The 15,292-nt window shown below is 65.0% G+C and carries 11 protein-coding genes and 1 tRNA gene; 10 read left to right on the forward strand and 2 right to left on the reverse strand.

The window, feature by feature from the left end; genetic code table 11:
- The first annotated feature begins 39 nt into the window (after positions 1-39).
- From BM066_RS16365 to BM066_RS16375, 3 genes are all read left to right on the forward strand, one after another.
- Entirely contained in the window at positions 40-948 is a 909-nt protein-coding gene (locus BM066_RS16365; RefSeq protein ID WP_018062325.1) for an alpha/beta fold hydrolase, read from the forward strand.
- A gap of 39 nt (positions 949-987) precedes the next feature.
- The gene (locus BM066_RS16370; protein WP_018062326.1) at positions 988-1,872 is read left to right on the forward strand and encodes a TraB/GumN family protein; all 885 of its coding nucleotides are present in this window, start codon (positions 988-990) and stop codon (positions 1,870-1,872) included.
- Positions 1,873-2,081: 209 nt separating this feature from the next.
- Positions 2,082-3,767 carry a methyl-accepting chemotaxis protein gene (locus BM066_RS16375; protein WP_049801119.1) on the forward strand — a complete coding sequence of 562 codons (1,686 nt, stop codon included), beginning with the start codon at positions 2,082-2,084 and terminating at the stop codon, positions 3,765-3,767.
- A gap of 150 nt (positions 3,768-3,917) precedes the next feature.
- On the opposite strand, the gene BM066_RS16380 is transcribed toward BM066_RS16375, so the two are convergent.
- Positions 3,918-4,532, reverse strand: a complete 615-nt coding sequence (locus BM066_RS16380) for an HD domain-containing protein (protein WP_018062328.1) — start codon at positions 4,530-4,532, stop codon at positions 3,918-3,920.
- Positions 4,533-4,759: 227 nt separating this feature from the next.
- Between BM066_RS16380 and BM066_RS16385 the strand changes: the two genes are divergently transcribed.
- The 7 genes from BM066_RS16385 (at position 4,760) to BM066_RS16415 (ending at position 14,515) form a co-directional block, all read left to right on the forward strand.
- Complete coding sequence (locus tag BM066_RS16385) at positions 4,760-6,490, forward strand: hypothetical protein (protein ID WP_029589489.1); 1,731 nt, start codon at positions 4,760-4,762, stop codon at positions 6,488-6,490.
- 29 nt (positions 6,491-6,519) lie between these two features.
- Positions 6,520-9,066 carry an RHS repeat domain-containing protein gene (locus BM066_RS16390; protein WP_018062309.1) on the forward strand — a complete coding sequence of 849 codons (2,547 nt, stop codon included), beginning with the start codon at positions 6,520-6,522 and terminating at the stop codon, positions 9,064-9,066.
- Positions 9,053-9,514 (forward strand): hypothetical protein, encoded by a 462-nt coding sequence (locus tag BM066_RS16395; RefSeq protein ID WP_018113553.1) that lies wholly within the window; start codon positions 9,053-9,055, stop codon positions 9,512-9,514. Before BM066_RS16390 ends, BM066_RS16395 begins: the two co-directional genes overlap by 14 nt.
- Before the next feature lie 528 nt (positions 9,515-10,042).
- A tRNA-Gly gene (locus BM066_RS16400) sits at positions 10,043-10,117 on the forward strand.
- Between the two features lie 176 nt (positions 10,118-10,293).
- Positions 10,294-11,046: a phosphocholine cytidylyltransferase family protein gene (locus tag BM066_RS16405; RefSeq protein WP_018062308.1), complete on the forward strand. Its 753-nt coding sequence runs from the start codon at positions 10,294-10,296 to the stop codon at positions 11,044-11,046.
- 487 nt (positions 11,047-11,533) lie between these two features.
- On the forward strand, positions 11,534-13,798 hold the full coding sequence (locus tag BM066_RS16410) for a TonB-dependent receptor (RefSeq protein WP_018062307.1): 2,265 nt from the start codon (positions 11,534-11,536) through the stop codon (positions 13,796-13,798).
- Between the two features lie 273 nt (positions 13,799-14,071).
- Entirely contained in the window at positions 14,072-14,515 is a 444-nt protein-coding gene (locus tag BM066_RS16415) for a hypothetical protein (RefSeq protein WP_018062306.1), read from the forward strand.
- 9 nt (positions 14,516-14,524) lie between these two features.
- On the opposite strand, the gene BM066_RS16420 is transcribed toward BM066_RS16415, so the two are convergent.
- On the reverse strand, positions 14,525-15,289 hold the full coding sequence (locus tag BM066_RS16420) for a GTP--adenosylcobinamide-phosphate guanylyltransferase (protein ID WP_018062305.1): 765 nt from the start codon (positions 15,287-15,289) through the stop codon (positions 14,525-14,527).
- Positions 15,290-15,292 lie beyond the last annotated feature (3 nt).

Below are 15,292 nucleotides of genomic sequence, written 5' to 3' on the forward strand. Positions count from 1 at the left end.
CGAACCCTTGCGCACGCCTCGTAATCAGGAGTTCCAACCATGATCCGCCGCCGTCCTCCCTTTCGCCTGATGGTCATGCTGCTGGCCATTCTGGCCGCCATCGGCGTGTTTGGTCCCGTCCACGCCGCGCCCATCGCCGTTCCCTCGGCCGCCGCGCCGCGCTTCACGGTCGAGGTGAGCGGTCAGGGGCCCGACGTCATCCTGGTCCCCGGCCTGGCCTCGTCCAGCGCCGTCTGGGACGACACCGTCAAGCAGCTGCAAGGCCGCTACCGCCTGCACGTGGTCCAGGTCGCCGGTTTCGCCGGCGCGCCGGCCGGGGCCAACGCCGAGGGGCCGGTGATCCAGCCGACCGTCGACGCTCTGGACGGCTACATCAAGTCGGCCGGGTTGAAGTCGCCGGCCGTGATCGGCCACTCCATGGGCGGCCTGATGGGCCTGATGCTGGCCCGCCAGCACCCCGAGGATGTCGGTCGCCTGATGGTCGTCGACAGCCTGCCATTCTACGCGATGGTCTTCTCGCCCGCCGCCACGGTCGAAACGGTCAGGCCCCAGGCCGCCGCCATGCGCGACCGCACGCTGGCCGCCACGCCCGAGGCCTGGACCGCCATGGAGACGGCGATGATGACTCGCCTGGTCAAGTCCCCCGTGGGTCTGAAATCGGCAACTGACGCCGCCCTCGCTTCGGATCGCTCGGTGGTGGGCCGCGCGCTCTACGACGACCTGACCACTGACCTGCGTGGCGAGCTGGCCGCGATCAAGACACCCACGACCCTGCTCTATCCGTGGGACCCGGCCACCGCGCCCCAGGCGGTGTTCGATCAGCTCTACACCGGCGCCTACGCCCCGATGACCCAGGCCAAGGTCAAGCGGATCGACGGCTCGTACCACTTCATCATGCTGGACCAGCCGGCCGCCTTCGCCTTCGAGGTCGAGGCCTTCCTGCGCTAAGCCTTGCCAGGGCCGCGCTCCGACCGGAACAGTGGCGGTATGATGATTCTGCTCGGATCCGTCCGCCGCTTCGCCCTCGCCCTCGTCGCCGTGCTGGCGATGGGGGCGAGCCCCGTCCTGGCCGAGCCCGCCCTATGGGCGATCAAGGACAAGGACTCCACGATCTACCTGTTCGGCACGGTCCATGTGCTCAAGCCGACCACCCAGTGGCGCTCGCCGAAGATCGCCAAGGCCTTCCAGGACGCCGACGACGTGGTCATGGAGATCGAGCAGCCCGAGGACCCGGCAACGACGCGCGCCCTGATGCTGAAGTACGGCGTCGACCCGGCCGCGCCCTTGTCGGGCAAGCTGAAGCCCGAAAGCTACGCCAAGCTGCAGGCCGCCGCCCAGGGCATGGGCTTTCCGCCCCAGGCCCTGGAGCCCATGCGGCCCTGGCTGGCGGCGCTGACCGTGTCGCTGACCCCGCTGCTGAAGGCCGGCTACGATCCCGAGAGCGGCGTCGAGAAGCTGCTGACCGCCCAGGCCAAGGCGGCGGGCAAGCCGATCTCGGCCTTCGAGACCATGGAGCAGCAGGTCCGCTTCTTCGCCGACATGACGCCGGTCCAGGAGACCCAGCTGCTGGAATCCACCCTGGACGAAATCGACGACGGCCCGGCCAAGATCGACGCCCTGGTCGCCGCCTGGGCGGCGGGCGACCAGGCGGAATTGAAGCGCCAGATGGTCGACGAGATGCAGACCGACTATCCCGACGTCTACAAGCTGCTGCTGGTCGACCGGAACCAGGATTGGGCCAACCAGCTGAAGGCCAAGCTGGCCGGTTCGGGCGTCAGCTTCGTCGCGGTCGGAGCGGGCCACCTGACGGGTCCGGACAGCCTGCAGGCTCAACTGGCCAAGCTGGGCGTCAAGGCCGAGCGGGTGGAGTAGGGGCTCCTCGCCTTGAGCCGTCGCAAGCCGGTCATCGAAGCAGGATAGCTGCGTGACGATGACGCACCCATGAGTTCAGGGGGGGTGAAATTCTTCAAAATTTAACCTTAAAAACCCAATGATGAACCTCGTTATTCTCGTCATTCGGCAACAAATACAAATTCGTGTCCGAATGAATTGCGCAATCATCGCTTGAGTAGAGGCATGGCATGGCCGGATTTCAATTGAGCCGCGGATCGAACGCGGAAGATACGTTGTCGGCCTTGGATCGTTCACTTGCGATCATTGAATTCGACCTGAGCGGGAAGATCCTCACCGCCAACGAAAACTTTTGTGCGGCGCTCGGATACACGCTGAGCGAGATCAAGGGGCGGCATCACAGCCTCTTCGTCGATCCGGCCTACGCCGCCTCGCCCGAATATCGCGCCTTCTGGAGCAAGCTCGGCCGAGGCGAGTTCGACGCGCGGGAATATCGGCGCATCGGCAAGGGCGGAGCCGAGGTCTGGATCCAGGCGTCCTACAATCCGGTCCGCAACGGCCGTGGCGTCGTGACCCGGGTGGTGAAGGTCGCCACGGTGATCACCGCCGAGAAGCTCCGCAACGCCGAGGTCGAAGGCAAGCTCAAAGCCATCTCGCGCGTGCAGGCGGTCATCGAGTTCACCCCCGCCGGCGAGATTCTGACCGCCAACCAGAACTTCCTCGACACGCTTGGCTACAGCCTCCCTGAGATCCAGGGCCGGCATCACAGGATGTTCGTCGATCCGGCCTATGCCCGATCGCCCGACTACCAGGCGTTCTGGGACAAACTGAACGCCGGGGAATTCGTCTCCGCGGAGTTCAAGCGCATCGGCAAGAACGGCAAGGAGGTCTGGATCCAGGCTTCCTACAATCCGATCTTCGACTGCGGCGGCCGCATCACCAAGGTCGTCAAGTTCGCCACCGACGTCACCGGCCGCGTCAAGGCGGTCGACGAGATCGCCATTGGCCTCGACCACCTGGCCCGCAACGACCTGACCTACCGCATCGATCGGCCCATCGAGGCGGCGTACGAGAAGGTGCGCAACGACTTCAACGCCGCGGCCGGCACGCTCGAAAGCACGATGTCGGCGATCTCGGCCTCGACGGGCGGTGTGGATGGCGGCGCGCGGGAAATCGCCATGGCCTCGAGCGAGCTGTCGCGCCGCACCGAACAGCAGGCCGCCAGCCTGGAAGAAACCGCCGCCGCCCTGGACGAGATCACGGCGACCGTCCAGCGCAGCGCCGAGGGCGCCAAGCAGGCTTTCGGCGCGGCGTCCCAGGCCCGCACCGACGCCCATCGCTCCGGCGAGATCGTCCGCGAAGCGGTGTCGGCCATGGGCGCCATCGAAGGATCGTCGCGCCAGATCACCCAGATCATCGGCGTGATCGACGAGATCGCCTTCCAGACCAACCTGCTGGCGCTGAACGCCGGCGTGGAGGCGGCGCGCGCGGGCGACGCCGGCCGAGGCTTCGCCGTCGTCGCGTCGGAGGTGAGGGCCCTGGCGCAGCGTTCGGCCGAGGCCGCCAAGGAGATCAAGACGCTGATCGCCACGTCGAGCGCCCATGTCGAGCGGGGCGTGAAGCTGGTCGGCGACACCGGCGAGGCCCTGGGCGGCATTGTCGCCAAGGTCGCCGAGATCGACGGCCTGATTTCCGGGATCGCTTCGTCGTCCCACGAGCAGGCGAACGGCCTGGCCGCGGTCAACAGCGCGGTCAACCAGATGGACCAGGTCACCCAGCAGAACGCCGCGATGGTCGAGGAGGCGACCGCCGCCGCCAGGAGCCTGAGCAACGAGTCGCGCGAGCTTTCGCGCTTGGTGGCGCAGTTTCAGATCAACGGCGACGCCCGCCGATCGTCTGCGCGCCACGCCGCCTAGCGCGGATCGACCTTAAGCTCCGGAGACCGAAAACCTCGCCCTTCGACAAGCTCAGGATGAGGTTTTCGACTGACGGAGCCTATCCATGGTCCTCATGCTGAGCCCGTCGAAGGACGAGGACCACGCAGCGCGAAGGACGGTCGCGTCTCCCTAGGCCGTCGCCCCGTCCTTCGCGCGCAGATAGATCGATCGCTTCGGCGTCGACATCACCCGGTGCAGCATCGGTTCGAACGCCTCCAGCGGCATCGACGCGTAGGCCGGGTCGAAAGCCTCCTGGTCGTAGACGTGGCAGAACTGGGCGGTGTGCTCGAAGCTGGGATGGCCGCGGAACTGGTCGCGCATGTCGCGGTCCAGGCCCAGGTGGTGGAAGAAGTAGTAGCCCTGGAAAATGGCGTGGTGGGCCACCATCCAGTGGTTCTGCTCGGAGACGAACGGCTGCAGGATCGCCGCGGCGATGTCGGCGTGGTTGCGCGGGCCCAGGATGTCGCCGATGTCGTGCAGCAGGGCGCAGACCACATATTCCTCGTCGCGGCCGTCCTGGAAGGCGCGGGTGGCGGTCTGCAGGCTGTGATCCAGCCGGTCGATGGCGAAGCCGCCGCAGTCGCCCCGCAGCAGTTGCAGGTGCGAGATCAGGCGCTTGGGCAGGTCGCGGCCGAACTCCACCGAGGCGCTGGCGATGATCGCCCAGTCCTCTTGCGTGCCGTCGACCATGGCGTGGAACCGCGCGCGGGCGTGTTCATCTGGATATTGGCGCCCGTCGGCCATGGTGTCGTCGTCCCGAACGTTTGTTTGACACGACCGTGCGCCGCTTCATAGCCGGCGTCAACGGATGGCCCCGGCGAATAGGGCGAAGGTGTCTAGGTCCGCTCCCTCGTCCACGCGCTGGGGCCGTCGTCCATTAACTGTTCTTGAGGTTGTACTATTCCGTTGACGCGGACTGGTTCGCGCGGCCAAGCTTCCCTTGTCGATCTGCGTTCGGGATGGGGCGATTCATGATTTTGAAGATGGGCCGTGGTCGTTGGGACGCGTTCGGCGCGCTGTCGCGAATCGCCGTCTCGGCCCTGGCCGCGGCGACGGGATTCGCCGCCCCCGCCGCGGCGCGGCAGGCGCTGACGCCGCCCGACGTGGTGATGGTCAGCCCGACCGGCGTCAGCATGACCGACACCACCTTCACCTATTCGACCGAGGATTTTTCGATCGGCCCGTTCAAGCTGGAGCGGAGCTTCTACGGCGGCCCGGAACGGACGAAGCATTATTTCGGCTACGGCTGGACCCACAATTTCGACATGTGGGGCTACTCGATGACCATCGGCGCAGGTGGAATGAATCCAACCCCGACGACGAAGGTCGTCTTGGGGCGCAAGACGCACAGTTTCGATTCCGTTTCCACCGCCAATCCTACGGGCGACGGGTACCCCTCGTACGGCAACGAAGGCCATCGGATGGAGCTCCAGAACGGCGTCATGCTGTTCACGGATCGGGACGGTGTGAAGTACCGATTCGATTCGGCGTCCGATGGGAAGGTCACCTCGGTCACGTCGCCGAACGGCGACGTTTTCACCTTGTCCTACGCTTCCGGACGCCTGAAGACGGTCTTCAGCAATCGGGGCTATGCGCTGGTCTTCGACTATGACGGCGCCGGCAATGTCAGCGCGGCCTGCGGGTTCAACCGCGCCGTCGCCTATGTGACCACCAGCACTACCTGCACCTCGGCGGCGATCAAGACCAGCTACGGTTATACGAGCGGTAGGCTGACCAGCGCGACCAGCGTGACCGGCGCCGTGGCTTCCTATCAATATAACGGCTGGGGCGGCGCTCTTAGTTGCCTGACCGATCCGGGGACCTCGACCTGCAAATACACGCTCGAATATACGCCGGGCGGCAACAACGAGGTTATCAAGCAGACCCTGGCGGACGGGTCGGTTTGGACCTTCAGCTGTAGTTGCGTCTACGCACGCGGGGTGGGCGAGGAATTTCAGGACGACGGCACAGGCTGGATCGATCCGTCAGGGAACGGGAAGAGCTTCTTTCTGACGAACGGCATGATAAAGGCGTACTGGGACGAGAACAGCAAACAATACGAGACCTATTTTTACGGAGGCCAACTGAGCGGTGTTCTTCTGCCGGAGAAGAATCGCTGGTTCGCCAATCTTAGTCCTCGCGGAATCGTCTCCAGCAACGTCTACCGCCCCAGCAAGACCGGCGTCAGCGGCTATCCCGACATTGTCCAGGACGCCAAGACGTTCCCGTCTGGCGACTGCACGAACCGGGTCACCTGCAACAAGCCGCTGACGATCGCCGACGGCAACGGCAACCTGACCAGCTTCACCTACGACCAGACCCATGGCGGCGTGCTGACCGAAACCCGTCCGGCCAACAGCGCCAACGTCGCGGCCGTCGTCCGCCATGCCTATGTCCAGCGTACGGCCTGGGTGAAGAACGCCTCCGGCGGCTATTCGGCCGAGCCCGCGATCTGGCTGCCGTCCGAGGATCGCACCTGCAAGACCACCGCGACGACGGGAACGACGTGCGCTGGCGGCGCTGCCGACGAGATCGTCACGACCTATGAATACGGGCCGGACTCCGGGCCCAACAACCTGCTCCTGCGGGGCAAGGCGGTGACCGCCGACGGGATCACCCTGCGCGTCTGTTACGCCTACGACGCCCAGGGCAACAGGATCGCCGAGACCAACGCCCGCGCCGGCCTGGCGTCCTGCCCGTAAACGCCAAGGTTCAGGAAAGAGAAACGCTCATGTCGATCCGAACCCTCGGCGCCGCCCTGCTGGGCACGACCATGCTGGCTGTCTTCGCGCCCTCGCTCGCCGCGGCGCAAGCCTCGCCCAGCCCCTATACGACCGGCTATCGCTACGATGCGGCGCGACGACTGGTCGGCGCGATCACGCCCGATCCCGACGACGGCGGATCGCTGCTGTTCCGCGCCACGCGCAACACCTACGACGCCGTCGGACGCCTGACCCGCGTCGAGACGGGCACGCTGCCAGCCTGGCAGTCGGAGGCGGTGACGCCGTCGGCCTGGGCCAATTTCAACGTGCTGAAGCAGGTCGACATCGTCTACGACGCCATGGGGCGCAAGATCCGCGAGACCTCCAGCGCCGGCGGGACCGCCTACGCCCTGACGCAGTACAGCTACTACGCCACGGGCGAGCTGGAATGCACGGCGGTGCGGATGAACACCACGCAGTTTGGCCAGACGACGCCGGCCTGCAAGGCGGGGACGGCGGGAACCGAGGGGCCCGACCGGATCACCCGCAACGAATACTTCCCCGACGGCAAGCTCAAGCAGGTGACGGCGGGCTATGACGTCCAGCCGATCGTCGAGCGGGCCAACACCTATACCGACAATGGTCTGCTCAAGACGCAGACCGACGGCGAAAGCAACACCACGCTCAATGAATACGATCCCTATGATCGCCTGAAGCGGACCTATTACCCGTCGGCCACGGCGCATGCCGGGGCCCATAACCCGGCCGACTACGAGGAGTATACCTACGACGCCAGCGGGAACCTGACCTCGCGGCGGCGCCGCGACGCCCGGACGATCACCAGGACCTTCGACGCCCTCAATCAGGAGATCACCAAGATCGTTTCGGCCACGGCGAACGTGGCCGCCGCCAGCTACAGTTACGGCTACGACAATCTCGGCCACCAGACCTCGGCCTCCGAAGGCGGTCGCACGATCACCCTGTCCTATGACGGTTTTGGCCGCCTGAAGTCGGAGGCGGGGCCGCTGGGAACGGTCAGCTATGACTACGACGCCGGATCGCGCCGCAAACAGCTGACCTGGCCGGGCGATTTCTACGTCACCTACGAGTACGACAACACCGACGCCCTGAAGTTCATTCGCCGGGCAGGCAGCACTTCCGCCTCCGACAAGGTCGCGGAGCTGACCTATGACAACCTGGCGCGCCGCACGAGCCTGCTGCGCGGCAATGGCGTCTCCACCACCTACGGCTACGACGCGGCCCTGCGCCTGCAGAGCCTGACCCAGACGGTTCCCGGAGGGGCCGACAGCGTCGCCTATAGCTTCCTCTACAATCCGGCGGGGCAGGTCACCAGCCGCACGACCGGCAACGACGCCTACGTCTGGGGCGGGGGGGCTACGATCAACCGCGCCTATACGCCCAACGGCCTGAACCAATTGACCACCGCCGGCGCGACCACGCTCAGCTATGACGACGCGCGCGGGAACCTGACCTCGGACGGCGCCACCACCTGGGTCTACGACGTCGAGAACCGCCTGCGCGGCACGACGCAAGGGGCGAGCCTGGTCTACGATCCGCTGGGCCGGCTCTACCAGTCGACCACGGTCGGCGGCGCGGTGACGCGCTATCTTTACGACGGTCCGAACTTGATCGGCGAATATGACGGCGGCAACAACCTGCTGCGCCGCTACGTGCACGGGCTGGGGACCGACGAGCCCCTGGCCCGCTACACCGGGGCCGCGACCACGGCCGAATGGCTGCTGGCCGACCCCCAGGGCTCGATCATCGCCGTCACCAGCGACGCGGGCGCGGTCACGACCAGGAACACCTATGACGAATACGGCGTGCCGGGGGCGTTCAACGGCGGGCTCTTCCAGTACACGGGGCAGATCTGGCTGCCCGAACTGGGCCTGTACCACTACAAGGCCCGGGCCTATTCCCCGACCCTGGGGCGGTTCATGCAGACGGACCCCACGGGGTACGACGACGGGCTGAACTGGTATGCCTATGTCGGGAATGATCCTCTAAACAGGGCGGACCCAAGCGGCAAGCTTGGCGCGGACCGCAGCATCTTGAACTCCAGCGATAATGGCGGTGTTATCGTGCTCCAAGCCGATCAAGTGTCGTCAGCAAGCGACTTGGTCGGCAAAATAGCGGACGCTGGCGAAAAAGTGGCGGAAAAAACGGGTGCCGGCCAGATAGCGAGCGATCTTGGGAAGATCTCAAAGCGCGCCACAATGTTGAACGCCGGCGCCAATGTAGTGAGCAAGATGGGCAAGGGCGATAGCCTTGGAAAGGCCGTGGTGACGGAAGGCGTTGATCAGGGGCTGTCATGGGCCGGCGGCGAGGTCGGTGCTGCGGCCGGCGCCGAGGCAAGTCTATTTTGTGGCCCCGGGGCTGGAGCCTGCGCGGTCGCGTTTGTTCCGATCGGCGGCTTCCTTGGAGCCGTCTATGGGCCCGAAGCTGTGAAGTCGAGCTTTAGCTCATTGTCCCAAATCCCTGGGGTGTTCGCATCCGAAGCTCAGAAGTTTGAAAATAATCTGAAGGCGGAGGCGTTGCGTAATGCGAGGCGTTGAAGACAACAACACCATCGCGCATTTTTCACCGAACGTGGTTTATCTCACTTCCATTTTTTCCTTTGTGACGAGCGCTGCTGTCATTGTTACGCCGTGGGTCCTTGCGGATGGAGTATTGGATTTTATCCATTCAAATAGGTGGGGTTGGGTTTGGGTTGTCTGTGTAATGGTTTTTGTTCCTGCGATGTTGCTGATGGCGGTTCTATATACTTTTAATTTTTTTAGATATGGCGGGGTGGCTATCCGACGTGAGGGGGATTTCATTGTCTTTTTTGGCCCGTTTGTGCGTCGGTTAAGAATAGAAGATTTAGATAAGGGTGTCATTGTTGCCGATGATTATCTAAATTTTTCTACAAAAAAGGGGGGTGCGGTTAGGGTTGGATTGGTGGCTCTTAGAGAGGACAAGGTTTTGGTAATGGAACGCCTGTCCTTGATGATTGGAATATGATTTCGTGGGTGAAGTCGTCTTGCATATTTTAGAATATATAGTTGCAATTCCGCTATCTGCGTTCCTCAATCCCGTTTTGATCGTGTTGTCATTAATTTTAGGTTGTAGAATTCGTTCGTCTAAATACATACCAGCTTATTCTTTAGGTATTGGGTTGTTGAGTGTGGTATTCGGGGCGATAAGATCCATTTCAAAGATAGGTGAGATTTCTATCGTTGTGTATTTTGTGACAATTATATCAAATTCTATTGTGTCTGCGTTGATTTTGTATCTTGTAAGCCTTGTTGCGGGGGCCTTCCGCTCTTGGCGAAAATAGAAAGCACCCAAAAGCGGTGGACACACACTTTAATTTCCTAGCCTCTGCTCCATCGACTCCGCGAATGTCACCCGCAAGCGCATCGAGCAGCTTGAGCGCGCGGGAAAGACCGGCTAAGGGATCGGCCACGGAACGCCTGCGTGAGCCACGCTGTAGACGATCCTCGGGCCGCTCGGCTTCGGGAACGCTAACGGCTTGAAATCACGATCGTTGCGGGCGTAGCTCAGAGGTAGAGCGTCTGCTTCCCAAGCAGAATGTCGTGGGTTCGATTCCCATCGCCCGCTCCAGATCCTTCGATGAAACCGTCGAGGTTCGCCGCGCCGCCCGGCGGGCGGGGCCGTGCTTGCGCCAACCTGGCGAAACTTGATATCTGGCGCCCTGAAGCGACGGGGCGGGCTTGTTGGCCCGCCCCGTCGTCGCTATTTCGCGCTCTTCGCTTTTCCAGACAGACGAGACCACGCCCGTGGCGAAACCGGCCAAAGCCATCATCCTCAGCGCCGGCCAGGGCAAGCGCCTGTCGCCGCTCACCGACACCCGCCCCAAGTGCCTGGTCGAGCTTTCGGGCCGCACCGTGCTGCACTGGCAGCTCAAGCACCTGGCCCAGGCCGGGATCCGCGAGGCGGTGGTGGTGACCGGCTTCGCCGCCGACACCGTCGAGCACGAGGTCGCCGGCCTCGACATTCCGGGCCTGACGGTCCGCACCCTGTTCAACCCGTTCTACGCCCTGACCGACAACCTGGCGACCTGCTGGCTGGCGCGCGGCGAGATGCGCGGCGACTTCCTGCTGCTGAACGGCGACACCCTGTTCGAGGCCCCGATCGCCGAGCGCCTGATCGCCGCCCCGCCGGCCCCGATCACCGTCACCATCGACCGCAAGGCCGCCGGCTACGACGCCGACGACATGAAGGTGCTGACCGAAGGCCTCAGCCTGCGGGCCATCGGCAAGACCATCGACCAGTACGACGCCGAGTCGATCGGCTTTCTGCGCTTCGACCCCGAGGGCGCGGCCCTGTTCACCCGCATCGTCGAGCAGGCCCTGCGCACGCCCGAAGGCCTCAAGCGCTGGTACCTCAGCGTCATCAACCAGATCGCCCAGGAGCATGACGTGGTCCGCGTCCAGTCGATCGAGGGCCTGCAGTGGGCCGAGATGGACTTCCCCGAGGACCTGCCGAAGAACCGCGAACTGGCGGCGGCCTGGGTGGCGGCCGGGGAGTAGGTCTCGGATCCTTCTCCCCTTGCTGGGCACGGCTGTCGCAATGCCCAAATACGACTGTCATCCCGGACGAGCGAGCAGCGCGAAGATCCGGGACCGGGGCGTGAACTCAGGCGCTTGCGGCGGTCCCGGATCGGCGCCCGGCTTCGCCGGGCTTGTCCGGGATGACAGCTTCTTTGGCAGTGAACCCATATGCGATCGCCCTGCCTTGCGGGAGAAGGCGGCCCGAGGGGCGGATGAGGGAGCGCGCCGACCTATCCTCCGTTCGCGGCCGGCCTCGCCAGCGCCTCCGAGCGTCCTCCGCGACTGCCGAAAATCCGACCATCCGGCCATGAGCGCGCCTGTCATGGCGCTGTCATGCAACATGCCTATAGGCCGCAGGCCCGCAAAGAAGTAAGCGGGCCCTTACAAGCGGCGGCGACTCAACGACCGGCGCTTTCGATTCTCTCTTGTCGGTTCGGTTTTCCTGTCACGAATGGGGTGGGGTTCAATGTCTCGTTTCAATGCTCGTAAAGGCGCGCTCCTGCTGGGCGCCGGTCTCTCGGTCCTGTCGTTCGCGACGGCGGCCCTCGCCCAGGAGGCGTCCTCGACCGCCCTGGACGAGATCGTGGTCACGGCCGAGCGCCGGTCGGAAAACCTGCAGAAGGTGCCGGTCTCGGTGGCCGTGGTCGGCGGCGACCAGCTGCGCGCCGTCACCGCCGACGGCGGCGACATCCTGGCGCTGTCGGGCAAGGTGCCCAGCTTCTACGCCGAAAGCACCACGGGCCGGATCTTCCCGCGCTTCTACATCCGCGGCCTGGGCAACATCGACTTCTACCTCGGCGCCTCGCAGCCGGTGTCGATCATCCAGGACGACGTCGTGCTGGAGCACGTGGTGCTGAAGTCGAACCCGGTGTTCGACGTCAAGCAGGTGGAAGTGCTGCGCGGCCCGCAAGGCTCGCTGTTCGGCCGCAACACCACCGCCGGCATCGTCAAGTTCGACACCAACCGGCCGACCCAGACCCTGGAAGGCCGCGCCAGCGCCTCGTACGGCACCTATGGCACCACCACCTTCGACGGCGGGATCGGCGGTCCGATCGTCGCCGACAAGCTGGCCTTCCGCGTGTCGGCGCTCTACCAGCACCGCGACGACTATGTCGACAACACCTTCGCCGGGACCAGCGCCGACGGCACCGTCACCCCGAAGAAGAACGCCATGGGCGGCTTCGACGAGAAGGACGTGCGGATCCAGCTGCTGGCCACCCCGACCGAACAGCTGACGGTCCTGGCCTCGGCCCACGCCCGCAACTACGAGGGCACCTCGACCCTGTTCCTGCGCGGCGCCCTGAAGAAGGGCTCGAACAGCTCGTCGGCCCCGCGCGACAGCGTCGCCTTCGACGAGGCTGACAACAACCCGCAGGCCTACGACACCCAAGGCGCTTCGCTGAACATCGCCTACGACTTCGGTCCGGTGACCCTGACCTCGATCAGCGCCTATGAGACCACCAGCGGCTACAGCCGCGGCGACACCGACGGCGGCGCGGCGGCCAACTTCGGCGGCATCGGTTTCGGCCAGTCGATGGGCCAGGTCCGCGACCTCGACCAGCTGACCCAGGAAATCCGCCTGGCCAGCAACGGCGACGATCGCCTGAAGTGGCAGGTCGGCGCGCTGTACTTCGACTCGCGCGACACGACCGACTTCTTCCAGCGCGCCTATTTCATCAAGACCAACCCGAATAACTGGGTTGAGCTGCACAACCTCAACACCTCGTGGGCGGTGTTCGGCCAGGTCAGCTACAAGCTGACCGACGCCCTGACGGTCACCGGCGGCCTGCGCGACACCTACGACGCCAAGAAGACCGTCCTGGCCAAGACCGCCAACACCGCCGCCAATGTCTCCACCTATACTGGCCGCCGCTACGTGCGCCTGTCGGACGAGCAGGTCAGCTGGGACCTCTCGGCCAATTACGAGGTCAATCCCGACCTGAACCTCTACGCCCGCGTGGCCAAGGGCTTCCGCGGCCCGACCATCCAGGGCCGCTCGGCGGTGTTCAACAGCGACTTCACGACCGCCAATTCCGAGACGATCCTGTCGTGGGAAGCCGGCTTCAAGAGCACGCTGCTGGACAACACCCTGCGCCTGAACGCCTCGGCCTTCACCTACGAGGTCAAGGACATCCAGCTGAACGGCAACGACTCCAACGGCAACGGCGTGCTGTTCAACGCCGACAAGGCCAAGGCCTACGGCCTGGAAGCCGACGCCGAGTGGCGCCCGGTCGCCAATCTGACGCTGACGGCCGGCGTGAGCCTGCTGCACAGCGAGATCGACGACAAGCGCGTCTACGCCCAGGTCTGCGCGCTGAACGGCGTGGTGGTCTGCACGGTCAAGAACCCGACGATCAAGGTCGGCGCCAACACCTTCGCCCAGATCGACGGCCAGCCGCTGCCCAACGCGCCGAAGTACAACTTCAGCTTCACGGGCCGCTACGACGTGCCGGTGGGCGCCGACGGCAAGCTGTTCGTCGCCACGGACTGGAACGTCCAGGGCTATACGAACTTCGTGCTCTATAAGACGGACGAGTTCTACTCGAAGGGCAATTTCGAAGGCGGGCTGAAGCTCGGCTACGAAGGCGGAAACGGCGCCTATGAAGTGGCCCTGTTCGGCCGCAACATCACCAACGAGAAGAACCTCAAGGGCGTCATCGAGAACTACATGGCGGCCGTCTACAACGAGCCGCGCATCGTGGGGATTTCGGTCAGCGCCAAGCTGAAGTAACCGCCGGACACCCCTCTCGGCGCCTCAAGGACCCCGTCGCCCCAGCCGCTTCCGCGGCGCCGGGCGGCGGGGTTTTTCGTGTCCGAATCGCCAAACAATCCCTTGGATTGCGCCTTTGCGCGAAAGCAATCGAGGATTGCGTCGCCTCCAAGGTTCGGTCAGGTTCATGACAGGACGCCCCTCGTGGATGGCTCAGTTCGCGTCGGAAGGTCGCGACGACGGCGCCCTGCTCGAAAATCAAAAGTCTTCAACGACAAGAGAGGGAGCGACCCAATGTCACTGAGAGTCCACGGCCTGCCCATGGGCGGCGGCGACCCGCCATCGGTTCCGACGGCCCCCGACGGGTGGGCCACGCGGCTGGCGAAACTGATTCCGGCCGAGGCCCTCGGCCTTTACGGGGCGGCCACCGGCGTTCTGCCGCCGATGGACAACACCACCCTGCGGCTGGTGTTCCTGATCATCATCGCCGCGGCATGCCTGGCGATGTCGATCGCCATTCGCTACAAGAGCACCTCGCTGGCGACGGGCCGGCCGCAGGTCTGGGCGATCGTCATCTCGTCGGTGTCGTTCGTGATCTGGCTGATGTCGCTGGGCATCCCGAACTCGCCGATCCCGATCCCGCAAGAGCTGGCCTTCATCCCGACCATCATCGCGGTGATCTGGACCACGGCCATCGGCGTCTTCTACCGCGGCGACACGGGCGAAGGCTCGAGCTGACGCGAGGGCTCACCCCTCGACGATCGACCGCACCAGGTCCAGGTCGGCCGGCTTGTCGACGTCCACCGCCGCCAGGCCGTGCCGGGCCCGGACCGCGGCCGCCTTGACCCCGGCCAGGCGGCCGATCCGCGCCACCATCTCGTCCAGGGTCATCAGGCCCAGCAGGTAGCGCGCCAGCATGACCGGGCCGAACAGGGCCGCGATCTTCCATGGCCGCTTGCGATGCTTCTCGACCGTGCGCCACAGGTCGATGGCCCGCAGGGACGCCGGGGTCTTCAGGTAGAACAGGTTGCAGCCCGAATAGCGGCCGTCGCGGAAGGCCAGATAGGTGCGCCTGGTCGTCGGGGCGGCGGCTTGGACCAGCGCCTCCTCGCCCAGCAGGACGGCGATGTCGGCGTCGGCCGGGGTGTCGGCCATGAAGTCGGTCACCCATTCGGGCCGGAGCAGGGCGTGGTCCACCGTGGTGACCAGCAGCGGCGTGCCCATGGCCTGGGCGCCGTCGTGGACGCTCTGGCTGGGGCCGGCGGCCGAAGGCAGGCGCGACACCGCCGCGCGCGTCTTCTCGCCGGCCAACGCCGCCTCGAGGGCCGCGTCGTTGGTCGACACGCCGATGCGCTCGACGCCGGCCTGGTCCAGCGCCTCCAGCACCCGCGTCAGCAGGGTCCGGCCGCCCAGGGCGATCAGGCCCTTCTGGCTGACGCCGGCGTACTGCGCGACCGGATCGACCCCGCCGCGCGAGCCGGCCAGCACCAGGGCCTGGAAGGGGGCCGCCACGGC

Origin of the sequence: Caulobacter sp. UNC279MFTsu5.1 (genome assembly GCF_900114015.1) — a bacterium.
GTDB lineage: Bacteria > Pseudomonadota > Alphaproteobacteria > Caulobacterales > Caulobacteraceae > Caulobacter.